Here is a 15,115-nt window from a genome sequence, read left to right as displayed (position 1 = left end):
CCGACAGGGCCCGCGGAGCCGACGAGGCCCGCGAGGCCCGCGGAGCCCGCGAGGCCCGTGGGGTCAGGTCCAGTGGGTGGGGCGGGTGAGGGTGGGGGGAATCCGGGTGGTGGCGTCGCCCTGGGCCGCGTTCAGCTGGGGTTGGGTGAGGAAGACGGCGCCGCGCAGGTCCGCGCCGCGGAGGTTGGTGTCGCGCAGGTCCGCGCCGATCAGGTCGGCCGTGCGGAGGTCGGCGCCGGTGAGGTCGGCGGCGATCAGGTAGGCACCGCGGAGGTTCGCGCCGCGGAGGTCGGCTCCCGCGAGGCGGGCGCCCATCAGGTCGGCCCCGCGGTGGTTCTTCTTGCGGCCCGGCGCCTTCGCCCGTACGAGTTCGCTGGTCGTCAGGAGCAGGGTGTTGATCTGCTGCCGGATCGCACCGACGTCCAGGTCCGCCAGGGCCTCCGCGTCGGCCCTGGTCCATGCCTCGGTCTCCGTCAGGGCCCGGCGCAGCTCGGGGTGGACCGGGGCGGCGGCCGGGAGGGCCAGGGCCTCGCTGACGTAGAAGAGCAGCTCGTGGAGCTGTCGCAGGACCGGGAAGACCTCGTACATCAGGCGGGCGGTGCCGGGGTGGCTGCGCCAGTCGCGGCCGCCGAAGGTGACCTGGGAGACCTGTTGTCCCGCGCCGAAGCAGTCGAAGACGGTGCAGCCCTGGAAGCCCTTGTCGCGCAGCCGGGTGTGGATGCCACAGCGGAAGTCCTGCTGGAGGTTCTTGCAGGGGGTTCCGGCGGGCTTGTTCACGGCGAAGTCGCTGGACTTGGCGAAGGGGAGGGCGACGCAGCAGAGCGCGAAGCAGTTCGCGCAGTCGGCCTGCAGGACGGGAAGCCCGGGGAGAGCGGCGGGGGCGTCGGGAGCGTCGGGGGCGGTGGGGGTACTCGGCACGTCCTCCATTGTCTCCTGTCGGGCCCGCGTCCTCGCGTACCCGGTGCGTACCCGGTGTGCAGCCGGTGCGTGCGTGGAGCGTGCGGGGGCGTTCGGGGCTTGATCAACGGGGCGGCGGCGGTGAGCATCCCCGTATGACAGAAGTGATCGCAGTCGCCGTCATCACCCTTCTCGCCGTGATCAGTCCCGGCGCCGATTTCGCCATGGTGGTCCGCAACAGCTATCTCTACGGGCGCCCCACCGGGCTGTTCGCCGCCGCGGGGGTCGCGGCCGGCGTCCTGGTCCACGTCTCCTACACGATGCTCGGGGTCGGTCTGCTGATCGCCTCCTCCACCACGCTGTTCACCGTGATCAAGCTGGCGGGCGCGGCCTATCTGGTGTGGATCGGCATCCGCACCTTCCGGGCGCGCGCCGAGGTGACCGTGGACCTGGAGTCGAAGCCGCAGCTGACCCGGCTGGGGGCGATGAGGTCCGGGTTCCTGACCAATGTGCTCAACCCGAAGACGACGCTGTTCGTGGTGTCGACCTTTACGCAGGTGGTGAACCCGGAGACGCCGCTCTGGCAGCAGGCGGGCTACGGGCTGTTCATGTCGGCGGCGCACCTGGGCTGGTTCGGTGCGGTGGCGCTGTTCTTCTCCGTCTCGCGGCTGCGCGACCGGATGCTGAAGGCGCAGAAGACGCTGAACCGGGCCATCGGGTCGGTGCTGGTGGGGCTGGGGGTGGGGCTGGGCTTCGCCCGCTGAGTGAGCGGCAGGGGGTGGTGGCCCGAGTTACCTGTCGGTAGCGTGGGCGGCATGGGTGCTGCCGACGGGTACGAGGGATTCTTCGAGCGGGTCGACGCCGGGCGGTTCCTGGCCACCGAATACACGCGCGGTCCGTGGGACCCGGGCTCGCAGCATGCCGGGCCGCCGGCCGCCCTGCTCGGGCGGGCCGTCGAGGAGCGGCCCGGTGCGCGTACGGACATGAGGATCGCCCGGATCACCTACGAGATCCTGCGCCCGGTGCCGATCGGCGAGCTCGAGGTCACCACCAGCGTGCTGCGGGCCGGGCGCGGCACCGAGGTCGTCGAGGCGGCGCTCGCCCCGGCGGGCGCCGCGCCCGTGATGCTGGCGCGGGCGCTGCGGATCCGGGTCGCCGGGGAGGCCGTGCCGGCCGTGGTCCCGGGGCCGCAGCTGCCGCCGCCCGGGGAGGTGGAGGTGACTCCGTTCTTCCCGGTGCCGTGGGAGACCGGCTACCACTCGGCCATGGAGACCCGGTTCACCGAGGGCGCCTTCGTCGAACTGGGCCCGGGGACCTGCTGGATGCGGATGAAGGTGCCGCTGATCGCCGGGGAGGAGACCAGGCCGCTGGACCGGGTGCTGATCGCCGCCGACTCGGGCAACGGGATCAGCTCGGTGATGGACTTCGGCCGGTACGTCTTCATCAACGGTGACCTGACCGTCCATCTGCACCGCCATCCGGTGGGCGAGTGGGCGTGCGTGGAGGCGCGTACGAGTGTGGACGCCGCCGGGATCGGGCTCGCGGACGCGCTGCTGCACGACGAGAAGGGGCCCATCGGGCGGAGCGCGCAGAGCCTGTTCGTGGCGCCACGCTCCTAGGCCGTCTCCTTCGGATCCGGCCGGTCCGCGGCGTCAACCCGCCTCTGCCGGGCGGGAGTCGGTATGGCAGGCTCGTGCCAATGGAGCCCCTGAGAGACGTCGACCCGGCCCGGATCGGGACGCATGCGCTGCTGGCCCGGCTCGGTGCCGGGGGGATGGGGCAGGTGTACCTCGGGCGGTCGCCGGGTGGGCGCCTGGTCGCCGTGAAGGTCATCCGGGACGAGATCACCGGGCATCCGGAGGCGCTGGCGCGGTTCCGGCGTGAGGCCGAGACGGTGCGTGCGGTGCGGTCGGCGTACACGGCGAACCTGATCGACGCCTCGCTGGCGGGGGCGCCGTACTGGCTGGCGACCGAGTACGTGGCGGGCCCGACGCTCGGTCACGCGGTGGCGGAGCGCGGTGGTCTGCCCGCGGACACCTGCCGGCGGCTGTTCGCGGCGCTCGCGGAGGGGCTGGCGAGTGTCCACGCGTACGGGGTGACGCACCGGGACCTCAAGCCGCAGAACGTCATCCTGGGTGCGCAGGGGCCGCAGCTCATCGACTTCGGGATCGCGCGGGGCGTGGGCGAGACGGCTCTCACCCAGGACGGGCAGGCGCCGGGGACGCCGGGGTACACCGCACCCGAGGTGCTGCTGGGGGCGGAGGCCGGGGCCGCGGCGGACGTCTTCGCGCTGGGCGCGACCCTCGCGTACGCGGCGACGGGGCGGCCGCCGTTCGGTACGGGCGTGGCGACGACGGTGAGCTACCGGGCGGTGCACGAGCCGGTCGACGTGGCCGGGGTGGAGCCGGGGCTGGCGGCGCTGATCGAGGCGTGCGTGGCGAAGGACCCGGCCGAGCGGCCCGCCCCGCAGGAGGTCATCGCCCGGTGCGGGGTCCGGGACGCGCTGGTCGACGATCCGGTGTACCTCGGGCTCGGGGCGCTGGGCGAGGCCGTACCGGTGCACGAGATGCGGACGCAGGGGCCCGGGATGATGCCCGGCTACACCCCGACGCAGGGTACGGCGGTGGATGCGCCGAGGCGGGGGCGGACGGGTGCATGGGTGGCCGCCGGGGTCGCGCTGGCCGTCGTGGGGGCCGTGGCCGTCTGGAAGCTGGTTCCTTTCGACGGCGGCGGCAGCGGCGGCGCGGTGCGGGACGGAGCCGACAAGGGCGGTGCCACGACTGGGCCGCCGCCGGCGCAGGGCGGGCAGACGCCCGCGGCCACTGGATCCAAGGGTGCTTCCAAGCCTGCGGCCGAGTACATCGACAACAACCAGATCTCGCGGTATGTGTGGACGGGCTCCCCCGACCGCGACCTGGCCGTCCAGGGGGTCGGCCAGTGCAACCAGCCCGCCGAGGAGAAGTCCCCGGGCGCAGGCTTCCAGTCGGCCGTCTCGACCACCAGCGTGAACGGGAAGCCGGGCAGGTCGGCGTCCATCAAGATGCGGATCAAGTACGCGGAGATGGAGCAGTCCGCGCCCGCGCCGTACTACGTGTCCGTGGCGGTCAAGTCCCCCCACGACATCGAGCCGTCCACGGGCAAGCCCTTCCCGATGGACAACCGGGCCGTGGGCTACACGAGCAGGCCCGCCGACATCTACACGCACTACAAGTCGGGTGGCGACGTGACGCTCACGTATCCGGACGACTTCACGATGCACGCCGCGGGCAAAACGTGGCCCGCCGTGCCCCTGTCCGCCGACCCCGGGGACTGGACGGTGGTCTTCTACCACGTCGAGGATGACCCTACGAAGTACGCGAGCATCGCCTGCTCCGGCTTCCGAGTGGGGTAGCCGGACATGCGACACGGCCGAATCGCACGTTGAAGTGACGGGTATGGGGGAGGGTTGACGGGTGCGCAGATTCTGGATGGCCGGCGGGATCGGGATCGGGCTGTGTCTGACGTTCGTGGCGCTCCTCGTCGTGGGGACGTACTCGGCGGCGGCGGGCCTCGTGGGGTCCGGTGCGGGCGGCCGCGCCGTGGGGCTGGCCAAGGGCGCCGTGCCTGCGAAGTACCAGGCGCTGGTGGAGAAGTGGGGCAATCTCTGCCCGGCCATCAACCCGGCCCTGCTCGCGGCTCAGCTGTACTCCGAGAGCGGCTGGAACCCGAGTGCCGTGAGTCCGGCGGACGCGCGCGGTATCGCACAGTTCATTCCGGGCACTTGGGCGGGCCACGGCATCGACGGTGACGGTGACGGGGACCGGGACATCTGGGACCCGAACGACGCGATCCCCTCGGCGGCCTCGTACGACTGCCAGCTGGCCAAGGACGTGGCGAGCGTGCCCGGGGACGACGCGTCGAACATGCTCGCGGCGTACAACGCGGGGGCGTACGCGGTCATCAAGTACGGCGGGGTGCCGCCGTACAAGGAGACCCAGGGGTACGTGAAGGCCATCACCACGCTGGCGAAGAGCTTCGAGCGGCCCGTCGGGCGGGTGGCACCCTCGCAACAGGCCGCCGGGGCGATCTACTTCGCGCAGAAGCAGCTCGGGACGCCGTATCTGTGGGGTGGCAACGGGACGCCCGATCAGGACGGGCGGTTCGACTGTTCCGGGCTGACCAAGGCCGCGTACGAGACCGTGGGGATCCAGTTGCCGCGGGTGGCGAACGACCAGTACAACGCCGGGCCGCATCCCTCGCGGGATCAACTCCTGCCCGGTGATCTCGTCTTCTTCTCCGACGATCTGACGAACTCTCGGGAGATCCGGCACGTCGGGCTGTACGTCGGGGGCGGATACATGATCAACGCCCCGTACACCGGCGCGGTGATCCGGTTCGACAAGATCGACACGCCCGACTACTTCGGTGCGACGCGTGTGACCAAGGATGGTGCGGAGGCCCTTCCGGAGCGTCCCGCCGCTGGTCGGGCGTCGTAGCAACTCTCCGTGAAGCAAAGGCCCTGAGCTGCGACGATGAGTCACTCTTCGATAACGTTGGAGTGATCATTCCGTGGAGAATGGAACGTAGGAGCCAGAACGGGCGTTCCATGAAAGCGGGGGTTGATCAAGTGGGGGCGGAGGGGCGCACACACGGGTGCGTCCCGCAGGGGAACCACGGCAAGGGCAAGGGGCCGCATCACCATGGCTGGACTCACAACAGGTGGGCCGAACGTGGATGTCAGCCTGCTGTACGAGATCAACGGAGCGGCACGGCACGCTCCGGCGTGGATCGACCGGGCCGTGAGCCTGGCCGGTGAATACGGAATCCTGCTGGCCCTGGTGCTCCTGGTCCTGTGGTGCTGGCGCGGAGCGCGCCGGCAGGACGAGCCCGCCGCCGCCGAGTCCTTCGCCGCGCTCGTGTGGGCCCCGCTGGCAGCCGTTCTGGCCCTGCTCGTGAATGTGCCGCTGCGCGAATTCGTCGGCCGGCCGCGGCCGTTCATGCAGCACGAGGGCCTCCAGGTGCTCGATCCCGGCTTCGGCTCCGGTCTCGGGCGCACCGAGTTCTCCTTCGTCAGCGGCCACACCACCCTCGCGATGGCCCTGGGCGTGGGCCTGTTCGTGGCGAACCGGCGGCTCGGCGTCCTGGGGATCGGGCTGGCCTTCGCCGAGGGCTTCTCCCGCGTCTACATGGGCATCCACTACCCGACCGACGTCATCGGCGGCCTCGCGCTCGGCACCGCAGTGGTGCTCCTGCTCGCGCCGCTCGCGATGGCCGCGCTCACCCCGCTGGTGCGGGCGGTGGCCCGCTCCCGCCGCTTCGGCCGGCTCGTACGGGCCAAGGGGCGCGGGCTGCCCCGGCCGGTCGGGCTCCCGCAGGCGCAGACCCCGCCCGCGGGGCAGCGTCCGCACGAGAGCGACCTCGCCGCCTGACACGGGCGGTACGGGCTCTCAGGTCCGGCCGTACGCGTGCCAGACGGCGAGCAGTGCGGCCGTCAGCAGGCACAGTCCCGCAGCCCCGAAGCACATCCGCACCGCCGTCGGCCGGGTCCGGGGCCGCGCCCGGGGCCCTGTCCGGCTTCGGGTCCGGGGCGTCACGGATCACCGCCGTCGGCGTCACGACGGTACTTCGAGCGCAGCCACCAGCAGGTGACCGCGGCCGCGGTGCAGGTGAGCCCGATGGCCAGGGCCACGTCCGCCGGGCTGTCCGCCGAGCCCACGGGTCTGGCCCAGGCCGCGGCGGCCGGGGCGAACGCGAAGAGCAGGGCCCAGAGGAGGGCCGCGAGGCGGACTGCGGATCCTGACATGAGTCAAGGGCATCCGCTGTCGTGCGCCCGGGCCAGCCGGGCCGTCCGAACGGGCTAGGTCCTGTCGTCGAAGGAGCGCCGGTCGGGCCCGCGGTGCCGGGCGCCACGGGCCAGGGGGGACTTTGCCGACAGGACCTAGGCGGCGGTGTGGTCGGTGGCGTCCCTGCGGGCCAGGTCGCGGGAGCGGCGGGCCGGGCCGCGCCAGCCGCAGGTGCAGACGGCCAGGCAGAACGATCCGCGGTCGGCGGTGGATGTGGTGTGGCCGGCCGGCGGCTCCGGCTGCGCGTGCGGCCGCTGGAGCGGCAGGGAGTCAAGCGGAGGGACCAGGGTCGCTTCGGTGTGCGGTTCCACACCCACCACGGTACCGGGACGGGCGGCGCGCGGGGAGGGTGCGCCCCCGTGACGGGAAACCCCGGACCTCGTTAAACGGAGCGGGTGGGGGCCTCGGGCAAGCAGCGGTCATGCGTTGGGGGTTGGCAGGCGATGGTGGATCACCAGCACAGGCGGCGGCGCGGGCGTGCGGGTGAGGCGGTGCTCGCCGCCGGCGTCACGCTGGCGGTGACGGCGATGAGCGGGTGCGCGGGCGACGGTAACGACGGCCGGCCTCCGGCGGACCCGGCGGCAGTGGTCCGCGGGGCCGCCGACGCGCTGGTGAGGGCCGGCAGCGCCCGGGCCCGTACGGCCATGGAGATGGCCACCGGCGGGACCCGGGTGACGATCCGCGGCGAGGGCGGGGTCGACTTCAGGAACCGGATGGGCCAGCTCCTGGTGATGCTCCCGGCCGATGTGAAGGGCAAGGCCGAGCACCGGCCCATCACCGAGCTGCTCGTGCCCGGCGCGCTGTACATGAAGAACCGCGGAGCGGGCGTTCCGGACGACAAGTGGGTCCGTGTCGACACGACGGCCCTGGGCGACGGGAACCTCGTCACGGGCGGGGCCACCGATCCGGTGGTCGCGGCCGAGCTGCTGCGGGGCGCGCAGGGGGTGACGTACGTGGGGGAGACCGACGTGGCGGGCACCAAGGTGCGGCACTACCGGGGAACCACCGACATCGGGCGGGCCGCGGGGATGGCGTCGCCGGAGGTGCGGGGGGCGCTGGAGGCGGCGGCGAAAGGGTTCAGCACGGACACGGTGCCGTTCGACGCCTACCTCGACGAGGAGGGGCGGTTGCGGAAGGTCAGGCACCGCTTCACGTACGTCAACAATGGCGTGATCGATGTGTCGTCGACCACGCTGCTGTACGGATTCGGGACGCCGGTGACCGTCGTATTGCCGGCGAACGGGGACATTTACGCCGGGAAGATCGCCGATCAGTGAGCCGGGCGGGGAACGGGCGGCGCGATCGGGCCATGACCCGGTATCCGGAAATGGTCCATCCGTGTCATGCGGGGGGAGGCGCGGCCTCCCTACGCTGAGAAGCCGGGCGCCGGCGAATGGTGCGGCATGACCGATGACGGCCGGTGGCCGGTGGCAGATTGAGGTGACACGCGTGACTCCCGCAGGCGGTACGACGGTGCAGGACCACGTGGCGCTCGCCGAGATCGAGCTGTGCGGCGAGCTGATCATCGCGGCCTCGGCGGCGGTGGAGGACCGGCTGAGCCTGGACCGTATCGACGAGGTCCTGCTCGGGCACTAGTCCCCCGACTGCCGACTGCCGACTGCCGACTGCCGACTGCCGACTGCCGACTGCCCGAGCGGCGGCCGATGCGGGGCTCCGCCCCCGGACTCGGCCCCGGACCCCGCCCCCGGACTCAGCCCCGGACCCCGCCCCGGAGCGCCGGCGGGGCCGGGTCGGCGCACCGCGGGCGCCGTCAGGTGCGCAGGAGGCGGGCGATGGCCTTGGTGGCCTCTTCGACCTTGGCGTCGATCTCCGTGCCGCCCTTGACCGCCGCGTCGGCCACGCAGTGGCGCAGGTGCTCCTCCAGCAGCTGGAGCGCGAAGGACTGCAGCGCCTTGGTGCTCGCGGAGACCTGGGTGAGTATGTCGATGCAGTAGACGTCCTCGTCGACGAGCCGCTGGAGGCCGCGGATCTGGCCCTCGATCCGGCGCAGCCGCTTGAGGTGCTCGTCCTTCTGGTGGTGATAGCCGTGGACGGCTGCGGGAGCGGCCGTGCCGGACTCGGCTCCGGAGCCCTCCGCCTCGATGGTGGTCATAGGTTCCTCCCGTGGTCCGGAACGATGGGGTGCATGCATGGCGCATACCCCTCATGGGTATAGGGTACTGGGCCTCGCCGCCCGCGGCAGGGGTCCGTGGTCCTCACTCTGCCCGATGGAGGACACTGGTGAACGGCCGGTTAGCCGTGGCCGGGGGATGCGCCTAGCATCAGCCTGACCGAATCCAATGCACCCCGAGGACCTCACGTGCGATTTCGTCTGACCCCCAGGGAGACGAGCTTCTACGACATGTTCGCCGCATCCGCGGACAACATCGTCACGGGCTCCAAGCTCCTGATGGAACTGCTCGGAGCGGACTCCTCCGCCCGGGTCGAGATCGCGGAGCGGATGCGGGCAGCGGAGCACGCGGGGGACGACGCCACTCACGCGATCTTCCACCAGCTGAACTCCTCCTTCATCACGCCGTTCGACCGCGAGGACATCTACAACCTGGCCTCGTCGCTCGACGACATCATGGACTTCATGGAGGAGGCCGTCGACCTCGTCGTCCTCTACAACGTGGAGGAGCTCCCCAAGGGTGTCGAGCAGCAGATCGAGGTGCTGGCGCGCGCGGCCGAGCTGACCGCCGAGGCCATGCCCCACCTGCGGACGATGGACAACCTGACCGAGTACTGGATCGAGGTCAACCGCCTCGAGAACCAGGCCGACCAGATCCACCGCAAGCTGCTCGCCCAGCTCTTCAACGGCAAGTACGACGCCATCGAGGTGCTGAAGCTCAAGCAGATCGTCGACGTGCTCGAAGAGGCGGCCGACGCGTTCGAGCACGTTGCGAACACGGTGGAGACCATCGCGGTCAAGGAGTCCTGAACCACGTGGACACCTTTGCGCTGATCGTCACCATCGGTGTCGCGCTCGGCTTTACGTATACGAACGGCTTTCACGACTCGGCGAACGCGATCGCGACGTCCGTCTCGACGCGGGCGCTGACGCCGCGCGCGGCGCTGGCGATGGCCGCCGTGATGAACCTCGCCGGTGCCTTCCTGGGCAGCGGCGTGGCCAAGACGGTCAGCCAGGGCCTGATCGAGACGCCCCACGGCAGCACGGGCATGTGGATCCTGTTCGCGGCGCTGGTCGGCGCGATCGTGTGGAACCTGATCACCTGGTACTTCGGCCTGCCCTCGTCCTCCTCGCACGCCCTCTTCGGCGGCATGGTGGGCGCGGCGCTGGCCGGCGGCACCGAGGTGCTGTGGGGCGGTGTGGTCGACAAGGTCGTCATCCCCATGTTCGTCTCGCCGGTCGTGGGTCTGGTCGCGGGTTACCTGGTGATGGTCGCCATCCTGTGGATGTTCCGCCGGTCGAACCCGCACAAGGCCAAGCACGGCTTCCGCATCGCGCAGACGGTGTCGGCGGCCGCCATGGCGCTCGGTCACGGCCTCCAGGACGCGCAGAAGACGATGGGCATCGTCGTGATGGCCCTGGTCATCGCCGACGTGCAGACGGCCGACGCGCCGATCCCGATCTGGGTCAAGATCGCGTGTGCCGTGATGCTGTCGCTGGGTACGTACGCGGGTGGCTGGCGCATCATGCGTACGCTCGGCCGAAAGATCATCGAGCTGGACCCGCCGCAGGGCTTCGCCGCGGAGACCACCGGTGCGTCGATCATGTTCGGCTCGGCGTTCATCTTCCACGCGCCGATCTCCACCACCCACGTGATCACCTCGGCGATCATGGGCGTGGGCGCGACGAAGCGTGTGAACGCGGTCCGCTGGGGCGTCGCCAAGAACATCGTCCTGGGCTGGTTCATCACGATGCCGGCCGCGGCCCTGGTCGCCGCGATCAGCTTCTGGATCGTGAACCTGGCCTTCGGCTAGGCCGTCGAACGGATACGAAAGCGGGCCGGCTCCCCCCACCCAGGGGGAGCCGGCCCTTTTCTTTCTTTCGCCTTGCGGTGGCACCGCCATGCAGCACCGCAGGACGTGCTGTCCCGGATCAGCCGAAGCGACCCGAGATGTAGTCCTCGGTCGCCTGCACGGACGGGTTCGAGAAGATCCGGTCCGTGTCGTCGAGCTCTATGAGCTTGCCGGGCTGGCCGACGGCCGAGAGGTTGAAGAAGGCGGTGCGGTCCGAGACGCGGGCCGCCTGCTGCATGTTGTGCGTCACGATGACGATCGTGAAGCGCTCCTTGAGCTCGCCGATCAGGTCCTCGATCGCCAGCGTGGAGATCGGGTCGAGGGCCGAGCAGGGCTCGTCCATCAGCAGGACCTGGGGCTCGACCGCGATGGCGCGGGCGATGCACAGACGCTGCTGCTGGCCGCCGGAGAGGCCGGAGCCGGGCTTGTTCAGGCGGTCCTTGACCTCGTTCCAGAGGTTGGCGCCCTGGAGGGACTTCTCGACGACGTCCGCGAGCTCGGACTTCTTGAAGCTGCCGTTCAGCCGCAGGCCCGCCGCCACGTTGTCGAAGATCGACATGGTGGGGAAGGGGTTCGGGCGCTGGAAGACCATGCCGACGGTGCGGCGGACCGCGACGGGGTCCACGCCGGTGCCGTACAGGTTCTCGTCGTCCAGCAGCACCTTGCCCTCGACGCGGCCGCCGGGGGTGACCTCGTGCATGCGGTTGAGGGTGCGCAGGAAGGTGGACTTGCCGCAGCCGGAGGGGCCGATGAAGGCCGTCACGGAGCGGGGCTCCACGGTCATCGAGATGTCATCGATGGCCTTGTGGGTGCCGTAGAAGGCGGACAGTCCGGAGACGTCGATTCGCTTCGCCATGAGGGGTCACTTCGCTTTCATGTGGTCGCGTCAGCGACCGGTCTTCGGGGCCTTCCAGCGGGCGATGCCGCGGGCCACCAGATTGAGGATCATGACGAAGGCGATCAGGACGAGCGCTGCGGCCCATGCCCGGTCGTAGGAGGCTTCACTGCCGACCTTGTACTGCTCCCAGATGTAGAGGGGGAGCGAGGACTGGGCGCCTTCGAAGGGGTTGCCGTTGATCAGCTGGGAGCCGAAGACCAGCAGCATGATCGGGGCGGTCTCGCCGGCGATGCGGGCGACGGCCAGCATCACACCGGTGGAGATGCCGCCGATGGCGGTCGGGAGCACGACCTTGAGGATCACGCGCCACTTCGGCACACCGAGGGCCAGGGCGGCCTCGCGCAGCTCGTTCGGGACGAGCTTGAGCATCTCCTCGGTGGAGCGGACCACTACGGGCATCATCAGGATCGACAGGGCCATCGCGCCGGCGAAGCCGGACGGGCCGAAGCCGAGCATGAGGTTCCAGGTCGTCAGGATGAACAGGCCCGCGACGATGGAGGGGATGCCGGTCATGACGTCGACGAAGAAGGTGACGGACCTGGCCAGGCGGCCCTTGCCGTACTCGACCAGGTAGACGGCGGTCAGCAGGCCGATGGGGGCCGCGATCAGGGTGGCGAGGGCCACCTGCTCAATCGTGCCGAGCAGCGCGTGATAGACGCCGCCGCCCTCGTCGAAGCTGGTCACGCCGTTCATGGAGTGCGTGAGGAAGTTGGCGCTCAGCAGCGCGAGGCCGCGGCTGATCGTGGTCCACATCAGCGAGAGCAGCGGGATGACCGCGAGGACGAAGCAGACCCACACGAGGGCGGTCGCGACGCGGTCCTTGGCCTGGCGGCGGTTCTCGATCACCGAGCTGGCGGTGTACGTGATGGCGACGAAGAGCAGGGCCGCGATCAGGCCCCACTGGATCTTGCTGTGGAGGCCGAAGACGAGGCCGGCGCCGCAGCCGAGGGCGATCGAGAGGGCCGCGATGCCGGCGGGGGCCCAGCGGGGCAGGCCGCCCCGGGTGAGGCTCGCGGGGGCTGCGGACTTGCGGGCCCGGGTGGGCCGCTGGTCCTGGAGTACGTGGCTCATCAGGCGTTCGCCCCCGAGAATTCCTTGCGGCGAGCGATGATCAGGCGAGCTGCACCGTTGACCAGCAGGGTGAGCAGGAAGAGGACCAGACCGGAGGCGATCAGCGCGTCCCGGCCGAACTCGTTGGCCTCGTCGAACTTCGCGGCGATGTTCTGCGCGAAGGTGCCGCCGCCCGGGTTCAGGACGTGGAACGAGATCAGGAAGCTCGGGGAGAGGACGGTCGCGACGGCCATGGTCTCGCCGAGGGCGCGGCCGAGGCCGAGCATGGAGGCGGAGATGACGCCGGAGCGGCCGAAGGGCAGCACCGACATTCGGACGACCTCCCAGCGGGTCGCGCCGAGGGCCAGGGCGGCCTCCTCGTTCATGCGCGGGACCTGCAGGAAGACCTCGCGGCTGACGCTGGTCACGATCGGCAGGATCATGATCGCGAGCAGGATGCCGACGGTGAAGAGCGAACGGGCCACGCCGACCTGGGTCTTGTCGAAGACGTACGTCCAGCCCAGGTACTCGTCGAGCCAGAGGTTCAGGCCGTTCAGCTGCGGGACGAGGAAGAGGGCGCCCCAGATGCCGTAGATGATCGACGGCACGGCGGCCAGCAGGTCGACCACGTATGCGAGGGGCGCGGCCAGCTTGCGCGGCGCGTAGTGCGAGATGAAGAGGGCGATGCCGACAGCGACCGGAACCGCGATGGCCATCGCGATGATCGAGCTGACGACGGTGCCGAAGAGCAGGACGGCGATGCCGAAGACGGGCGGGTTGGCCGACGCGTTCCAGTCGAAGGTGGTGAGGAAGTTCCCCTCGTTCTTCGACAGGGCGATCGTGGCGCGGTAGGTGAGGAAGGCGGCGATCGACGCCATGATCACCAGGAGCGTGATGCCGGAGCCCTTGGAGAGCCCGGCGAAGATCTTGTCACCGGCGCGGCCGGTGGACCTTCCGCTCCGGATGACAGGCGGAGCCGTGTCTGTCTGGGTGGGTGTGGTGGAAGCCATGGTCTTTCCGGTCTGTGTGGGGGGCGGGCCCCCTGGCGGCGGTGCACCGGATTTCCCCGGGTGGAGGGGAAGGGGTTCCGGGGCCGGTCCGCCCCGTCCCCGGACGGGGGGAGGGAGCGGACCGGCTCTCGGAGGTCGGGACTAGTTCAGCGAGGTGATGACTTCGCGGACCTTGGCGTTGATCTCGGCCGGGATCGGCGCGTAGCCGTTCTCGAGGAGGACCTTCTGGCCGGCGTCCGAGGCGGCGTAGTTCAGGAAGGACTTCACGGTCGGGAGCGTCTCGGCCTTGTTGCCCTTGTCGCAGACGACCTCGTAGGTGACCAGGACGAGCGGGTACGCGCCCTCGGCCTTGGTGGCGTAGTCGAGCTTCAGGGCCAGGTCGGAGCCGGTGCCGGAGATCTTGGCGGCGGCGATGGCCTTGGAGGCGTTCTCGCCGGTGGCCTTGACCGGGGCGGCGGCGCCCGTGTTCAGGTCCACCGTCTTGATGCCCTGGGCGCTGGCGAACGAAAGCTCGAAGTAGCCGATCGCGCCGTCGACCTGCTTGACCTGCGCGGCGACACCGGCGGAGCCGGAGGCGGCCTGGCCGCCCGGGGCGGCCCACTTCTTCGCGGGCTCGTGCGGCCAGGCGTCGGCGGCGGCGGCCTTGAGGTACTTGGTGACGTTCTCGGTGGTGCCCGAGTCGTCGGAGCGGTGGAAGGCCTGGATGGCGGTGGAGGGAAGCGTGACGCCGGGGTTCAGCTTCTTGATCGCCTCGTCGTCCCACTTCTTGATCTTGTCGTTGAAGATGTTGGCGATCGTGGCGGCGTCGAGGTTCAGCTTGTCCACGCCGGCGACGTTGAAGCCGAGGGCGACGGGGCCGCCGACCATCGGCAGGTCGATGCCCTGGCCGCCGGTGCAGATCTTCTTCGACTCCTCGACCTGCTCCGGCTTCAGCGCCGAGTCGGAGCCGGCGAAACCGACCGTGCCCTGGTTGAAGGCGACGATGCCCTCACCGGAGGAGGAGGACTTGTAGTTCACCTCGACGCCGGAGCAGGCGGCCATGTAGTTCTTGATCCACAGCTCGATCGCGTTCTTCTGCGCGGAGGAGCCGGAGGCCAGCAGCTTGCCCTTGGCGTCGTCGCACTTGATGTCGCCGGCGGCGGCCGCGGAGGGCTTCCCCGTGCCGTCGACGGTCTTGGTGTTGTCGTCCGAGCCGCACGCCGTGAGGACCAGGGCGCCGGACACGACAAGCGCACCGAGGGCGGAGGCACGAAGCATGTTCTTGCGCTGAAGCTTCACTTTTCGGGTGTTCCTTCCAGAAGCCGCCGGCCGCTTTCTGAATCGGGGCGGCGTGCGAAGAGGACTGCGTCGGTTGTGCGCGGCTGAGCTGCTCGACCTCCGGGCCACTCGCTCCGTGCACCACCGAAATTAGGCAGAACAGGTGAAGCAGCCGACCGGGCCGAGTGAACGGATGG

Annotated in this window: 17 protein-coding genes; 9 read left to right on the top strand and 8 right to left on the bottom strand. The window is 70.4% G+C overall.

The features are described from left to right. Positions 1-63: 63 nt before the first annotated feature. Positions 64-927: a pentapeptide repeat-containing protein gene (locus OG444_RS18375; protein ID WP_442810559.1), complete on the bottom strand. Its 864-nt coding sequence runs from the start codon at positions 925-927 to the stop codon at positions 64-66. Between the two features lie 125 nt (positions 928-1,052). On the opposite strand from OG444_RS18375, the gene OG444_RS18370 reads away from it, so the two are divergent. From OG444_RS18370 to OG444_RS18350, 5 genes are all read left to right on the top strand, one after another. Continuing rightward, the gene (locus OG444_RS18370) at positions 1,053-1,661 is read left to right on the top strand and encodes a LysE family translocator (protein ID WP_327263209.1); all 609 of its coding nucleotides are present in this window, start codon (positions 1,053-1,055) and stop codon (positions 1,659-1,661) included. 51 nt (positions 1,662-1,712) lie between these two features. After that, positions 1,713-2,516 carry a thioesterase family protein gene (locus tag OG444_RS18365; protein WP_327263208.1) on the top strand — a complete coding sequence of 268 codons (804 nt, stop codon included), beginning with the start codon at positions 1,713-1,715 and terminating at the stop codon, positions 2,514-2,516. Positions 2,517-2,596: 80 nt separating this feature from the next. Further along, positions 2,597-4,288: a serine/threonine-protein kinase gene (locus tag OG444_RS18360; protein ID WP_327263207.1), complete on the top strand. Its 1,692-nt coding sequence runs from the start codon at positions 2,597-2,599 to the stop codon at positions 4,286-4,288. Between the two features lie 76 nt (positions 4,289-4,364). After that, positions 4,365-5,372, top strand: coding sequence for a C40 family peptidase (locus tag OG444_RS18355; protein WP_327266840.1), 1,008 nt, complete (start codon positions 4,365-4,367; stop codon positions 5,370-5,372). Between the two features lie 204 nt (positions 5,373-5,576). Further along, positions 5,577-6,305 (top strand): phosphatase PAP2 family protein, encoded by a 729-nt coding sequence (locus OG444_RS18350; protein WP_327263206.1) that lies wholly within the window; start codon positions 5,577-5,579, stop codon positions 6,303-6,305. Between the two features lie 161 nt (positions 6,306-6,466). On the opposite strand, the gene OG444_RS18345 is transcribed toward OG444_RS18350, so the two are convergent. Then, positions 6,467-6,679, bottom strand: coding sequence for a hypothetical protein (locus tag OG444_RS18345; RefSeq protein ID WP_327263205.1), 213 nt, complete (start codon positions 6,677-6,679; stop codon positions 6,467-6,469). A 135-nt stretch (positions 6,680-6,814) separates the two neighbouring features. Further along, entirely contained in the window at positions 6,815-7,030 is a 216-nt protein-coding gene (locus OG444_RS18340; RefSeq protein ID WP_327267075.1) for a hypothetical protein, read from the bottom strand. A gap of 132 nt (positions 7,031-7,162) precedes the next feature. On the opposite strand from OG444_RS18340, the gene OG444_RS18335 reads away from it, so the two are divergent. Both OG444_RS18335 and OG444_RS18330 read left to right on the top strand, forming a co-directional pair. Then, positions 7,163-7,996 carry a hypothetical protein gene (locus tag OG444_RS18335; RefSeq protein WP_327263204.1) on the top strand — a complete coding sequence of 278 codons (834 nt, stop codon included), beginning with the start codon at positions 7,163-7,165 and terminating at the stop codon, positions 7,994-7,996. Between the two features lie 133 nt (positions 7,997-8,129). After that, positions 8,130-8,315: a hypothetical protein gene (locus tag OG444_RS18330; protein ID WP_327263203.1), complete on the top strand. Its 186-nt coding sequence runs from the start codon at positions 8,130-8,132 to the stop codon at positions 8,313-8,315. Positions 8,316-8,490: 175 nt separating this feature from the next. Here the strand turns inward: OG444_RS18330 and OG444_RS18325 are convergent, their stop codons facing one another. Beyond that, positions 8,491-8,832, bottom strand: a complete 342-nt coding sequence (locus OG444_RS18325; protein ID WP_327263202.1) for a metal-sensitive transcriptional regulator — start codon at positions 8,830-8,832, stop codon at positions 8,491-8,493. Positions 8,833-9,039: 207 nt separating this feature from the next. On the opposite strand from OG444_RS18325, the gene OG444_RS18320 reads away from it, so the two are divergent. Together OG444_RS18320 and OG444_RS18315 are read left to right on the top strand one after the other, a co-directional pair. Continuing rightward, positions 9,040-9,660: a DUF47 domain-containing protein gene (locus tag OG444_RS18320; protein WP_033225924.1), complete on the top strand. Its 621-nt coding sequence runs from the start codon at positions 9,040-9,042 to the stop codon at positions 9,658-9,660. A gap of 5 nt (positions 9,661-9,665) precedes the next feature. After that, positions 9,666-10,664, top strand: a complete 999-nt coding sequence (locus OG444_RS18315) for an inorganic phosphate transporter (protein WP_327263201.1) — start codon at positions 9,666-9,668, stop codon at positions 10,662-10,664. A gap of 118 nt (positions 10,665-10,782) precedes the next feature. Here the strand turns inward: OG444_RS18315 and pstB are convergent, their stop codons facing one another. The 4 genes from pstB to pstS all read right to left on the bottom strand — a co-directional run bounded on the left by pstB (position 10,783) and on the right by pstS (position 14,939). Next, positions 10,783-11,559, bottom strand: coding sequence for a phosphate ABC transporter ATP-binding protein PstB (gene pstB, locus OG444_RS18310; protein ID WP_327263200.1), 777 nt, complete (start codon positions 11,557-11,559; stop codon positions 10,783-10,785). A 30-nt stretch (positions 11,560-11,589) separates the two neighbouring features. Further along, positions 11,590-12,672, bottom strand: a complete 1,083-nt coding sequence (gene pstA / locus OG444_RS18305; protein WP_327263199.1) for a phosphate ABC transporter permease PstA — start codon at positions 12,670-12,672, stop codon at positions 11,590-11,592. Continuing rightward, positions 12,672-13,661, bottom strand: coding sequence for a phosphate ABC transporter permease subunit PstC (pstC, locus tag OG444_RS18300; protein ID WP_327263198.1), 990 nt, complete (start codon positions 13,659-13,661; stop codon positions 12,672-12,674). Before pstC ends, pstA begins: the two co-directional genes overlap by 1 nt. A 141-nt stretch (positions 13,662-13,802) precedes the next feature. Continuing rightward, complete coding sequence (gene pstS / locus OG444_RS18295) at positions 13,803-14,939, bottom strand: phosphate ABC transporter substrate-binding protein PstS (RefSeq protein ID WP_327263197.1); 1,137 nt, start codon at positions 14,937-14,939, stop codon at positions 13,803-13,805. Between the last annotated feature and the right edge of the window lie 176 nt (positions 14,940-15,115).

The organism is Streptomyces sp. NBC_01232 (assembly GCF_035989885.1).
In the GTDB taxonomy this organism is placed as follows: domain Bacteria; phylum Actinomycetota; class Actinomycetes; order Streptomycetales; family Streptomycetaceae; genus Streptomyces.
This window is presented reverse-complemented; position numbering and strand designations above follow the sequence as displayed.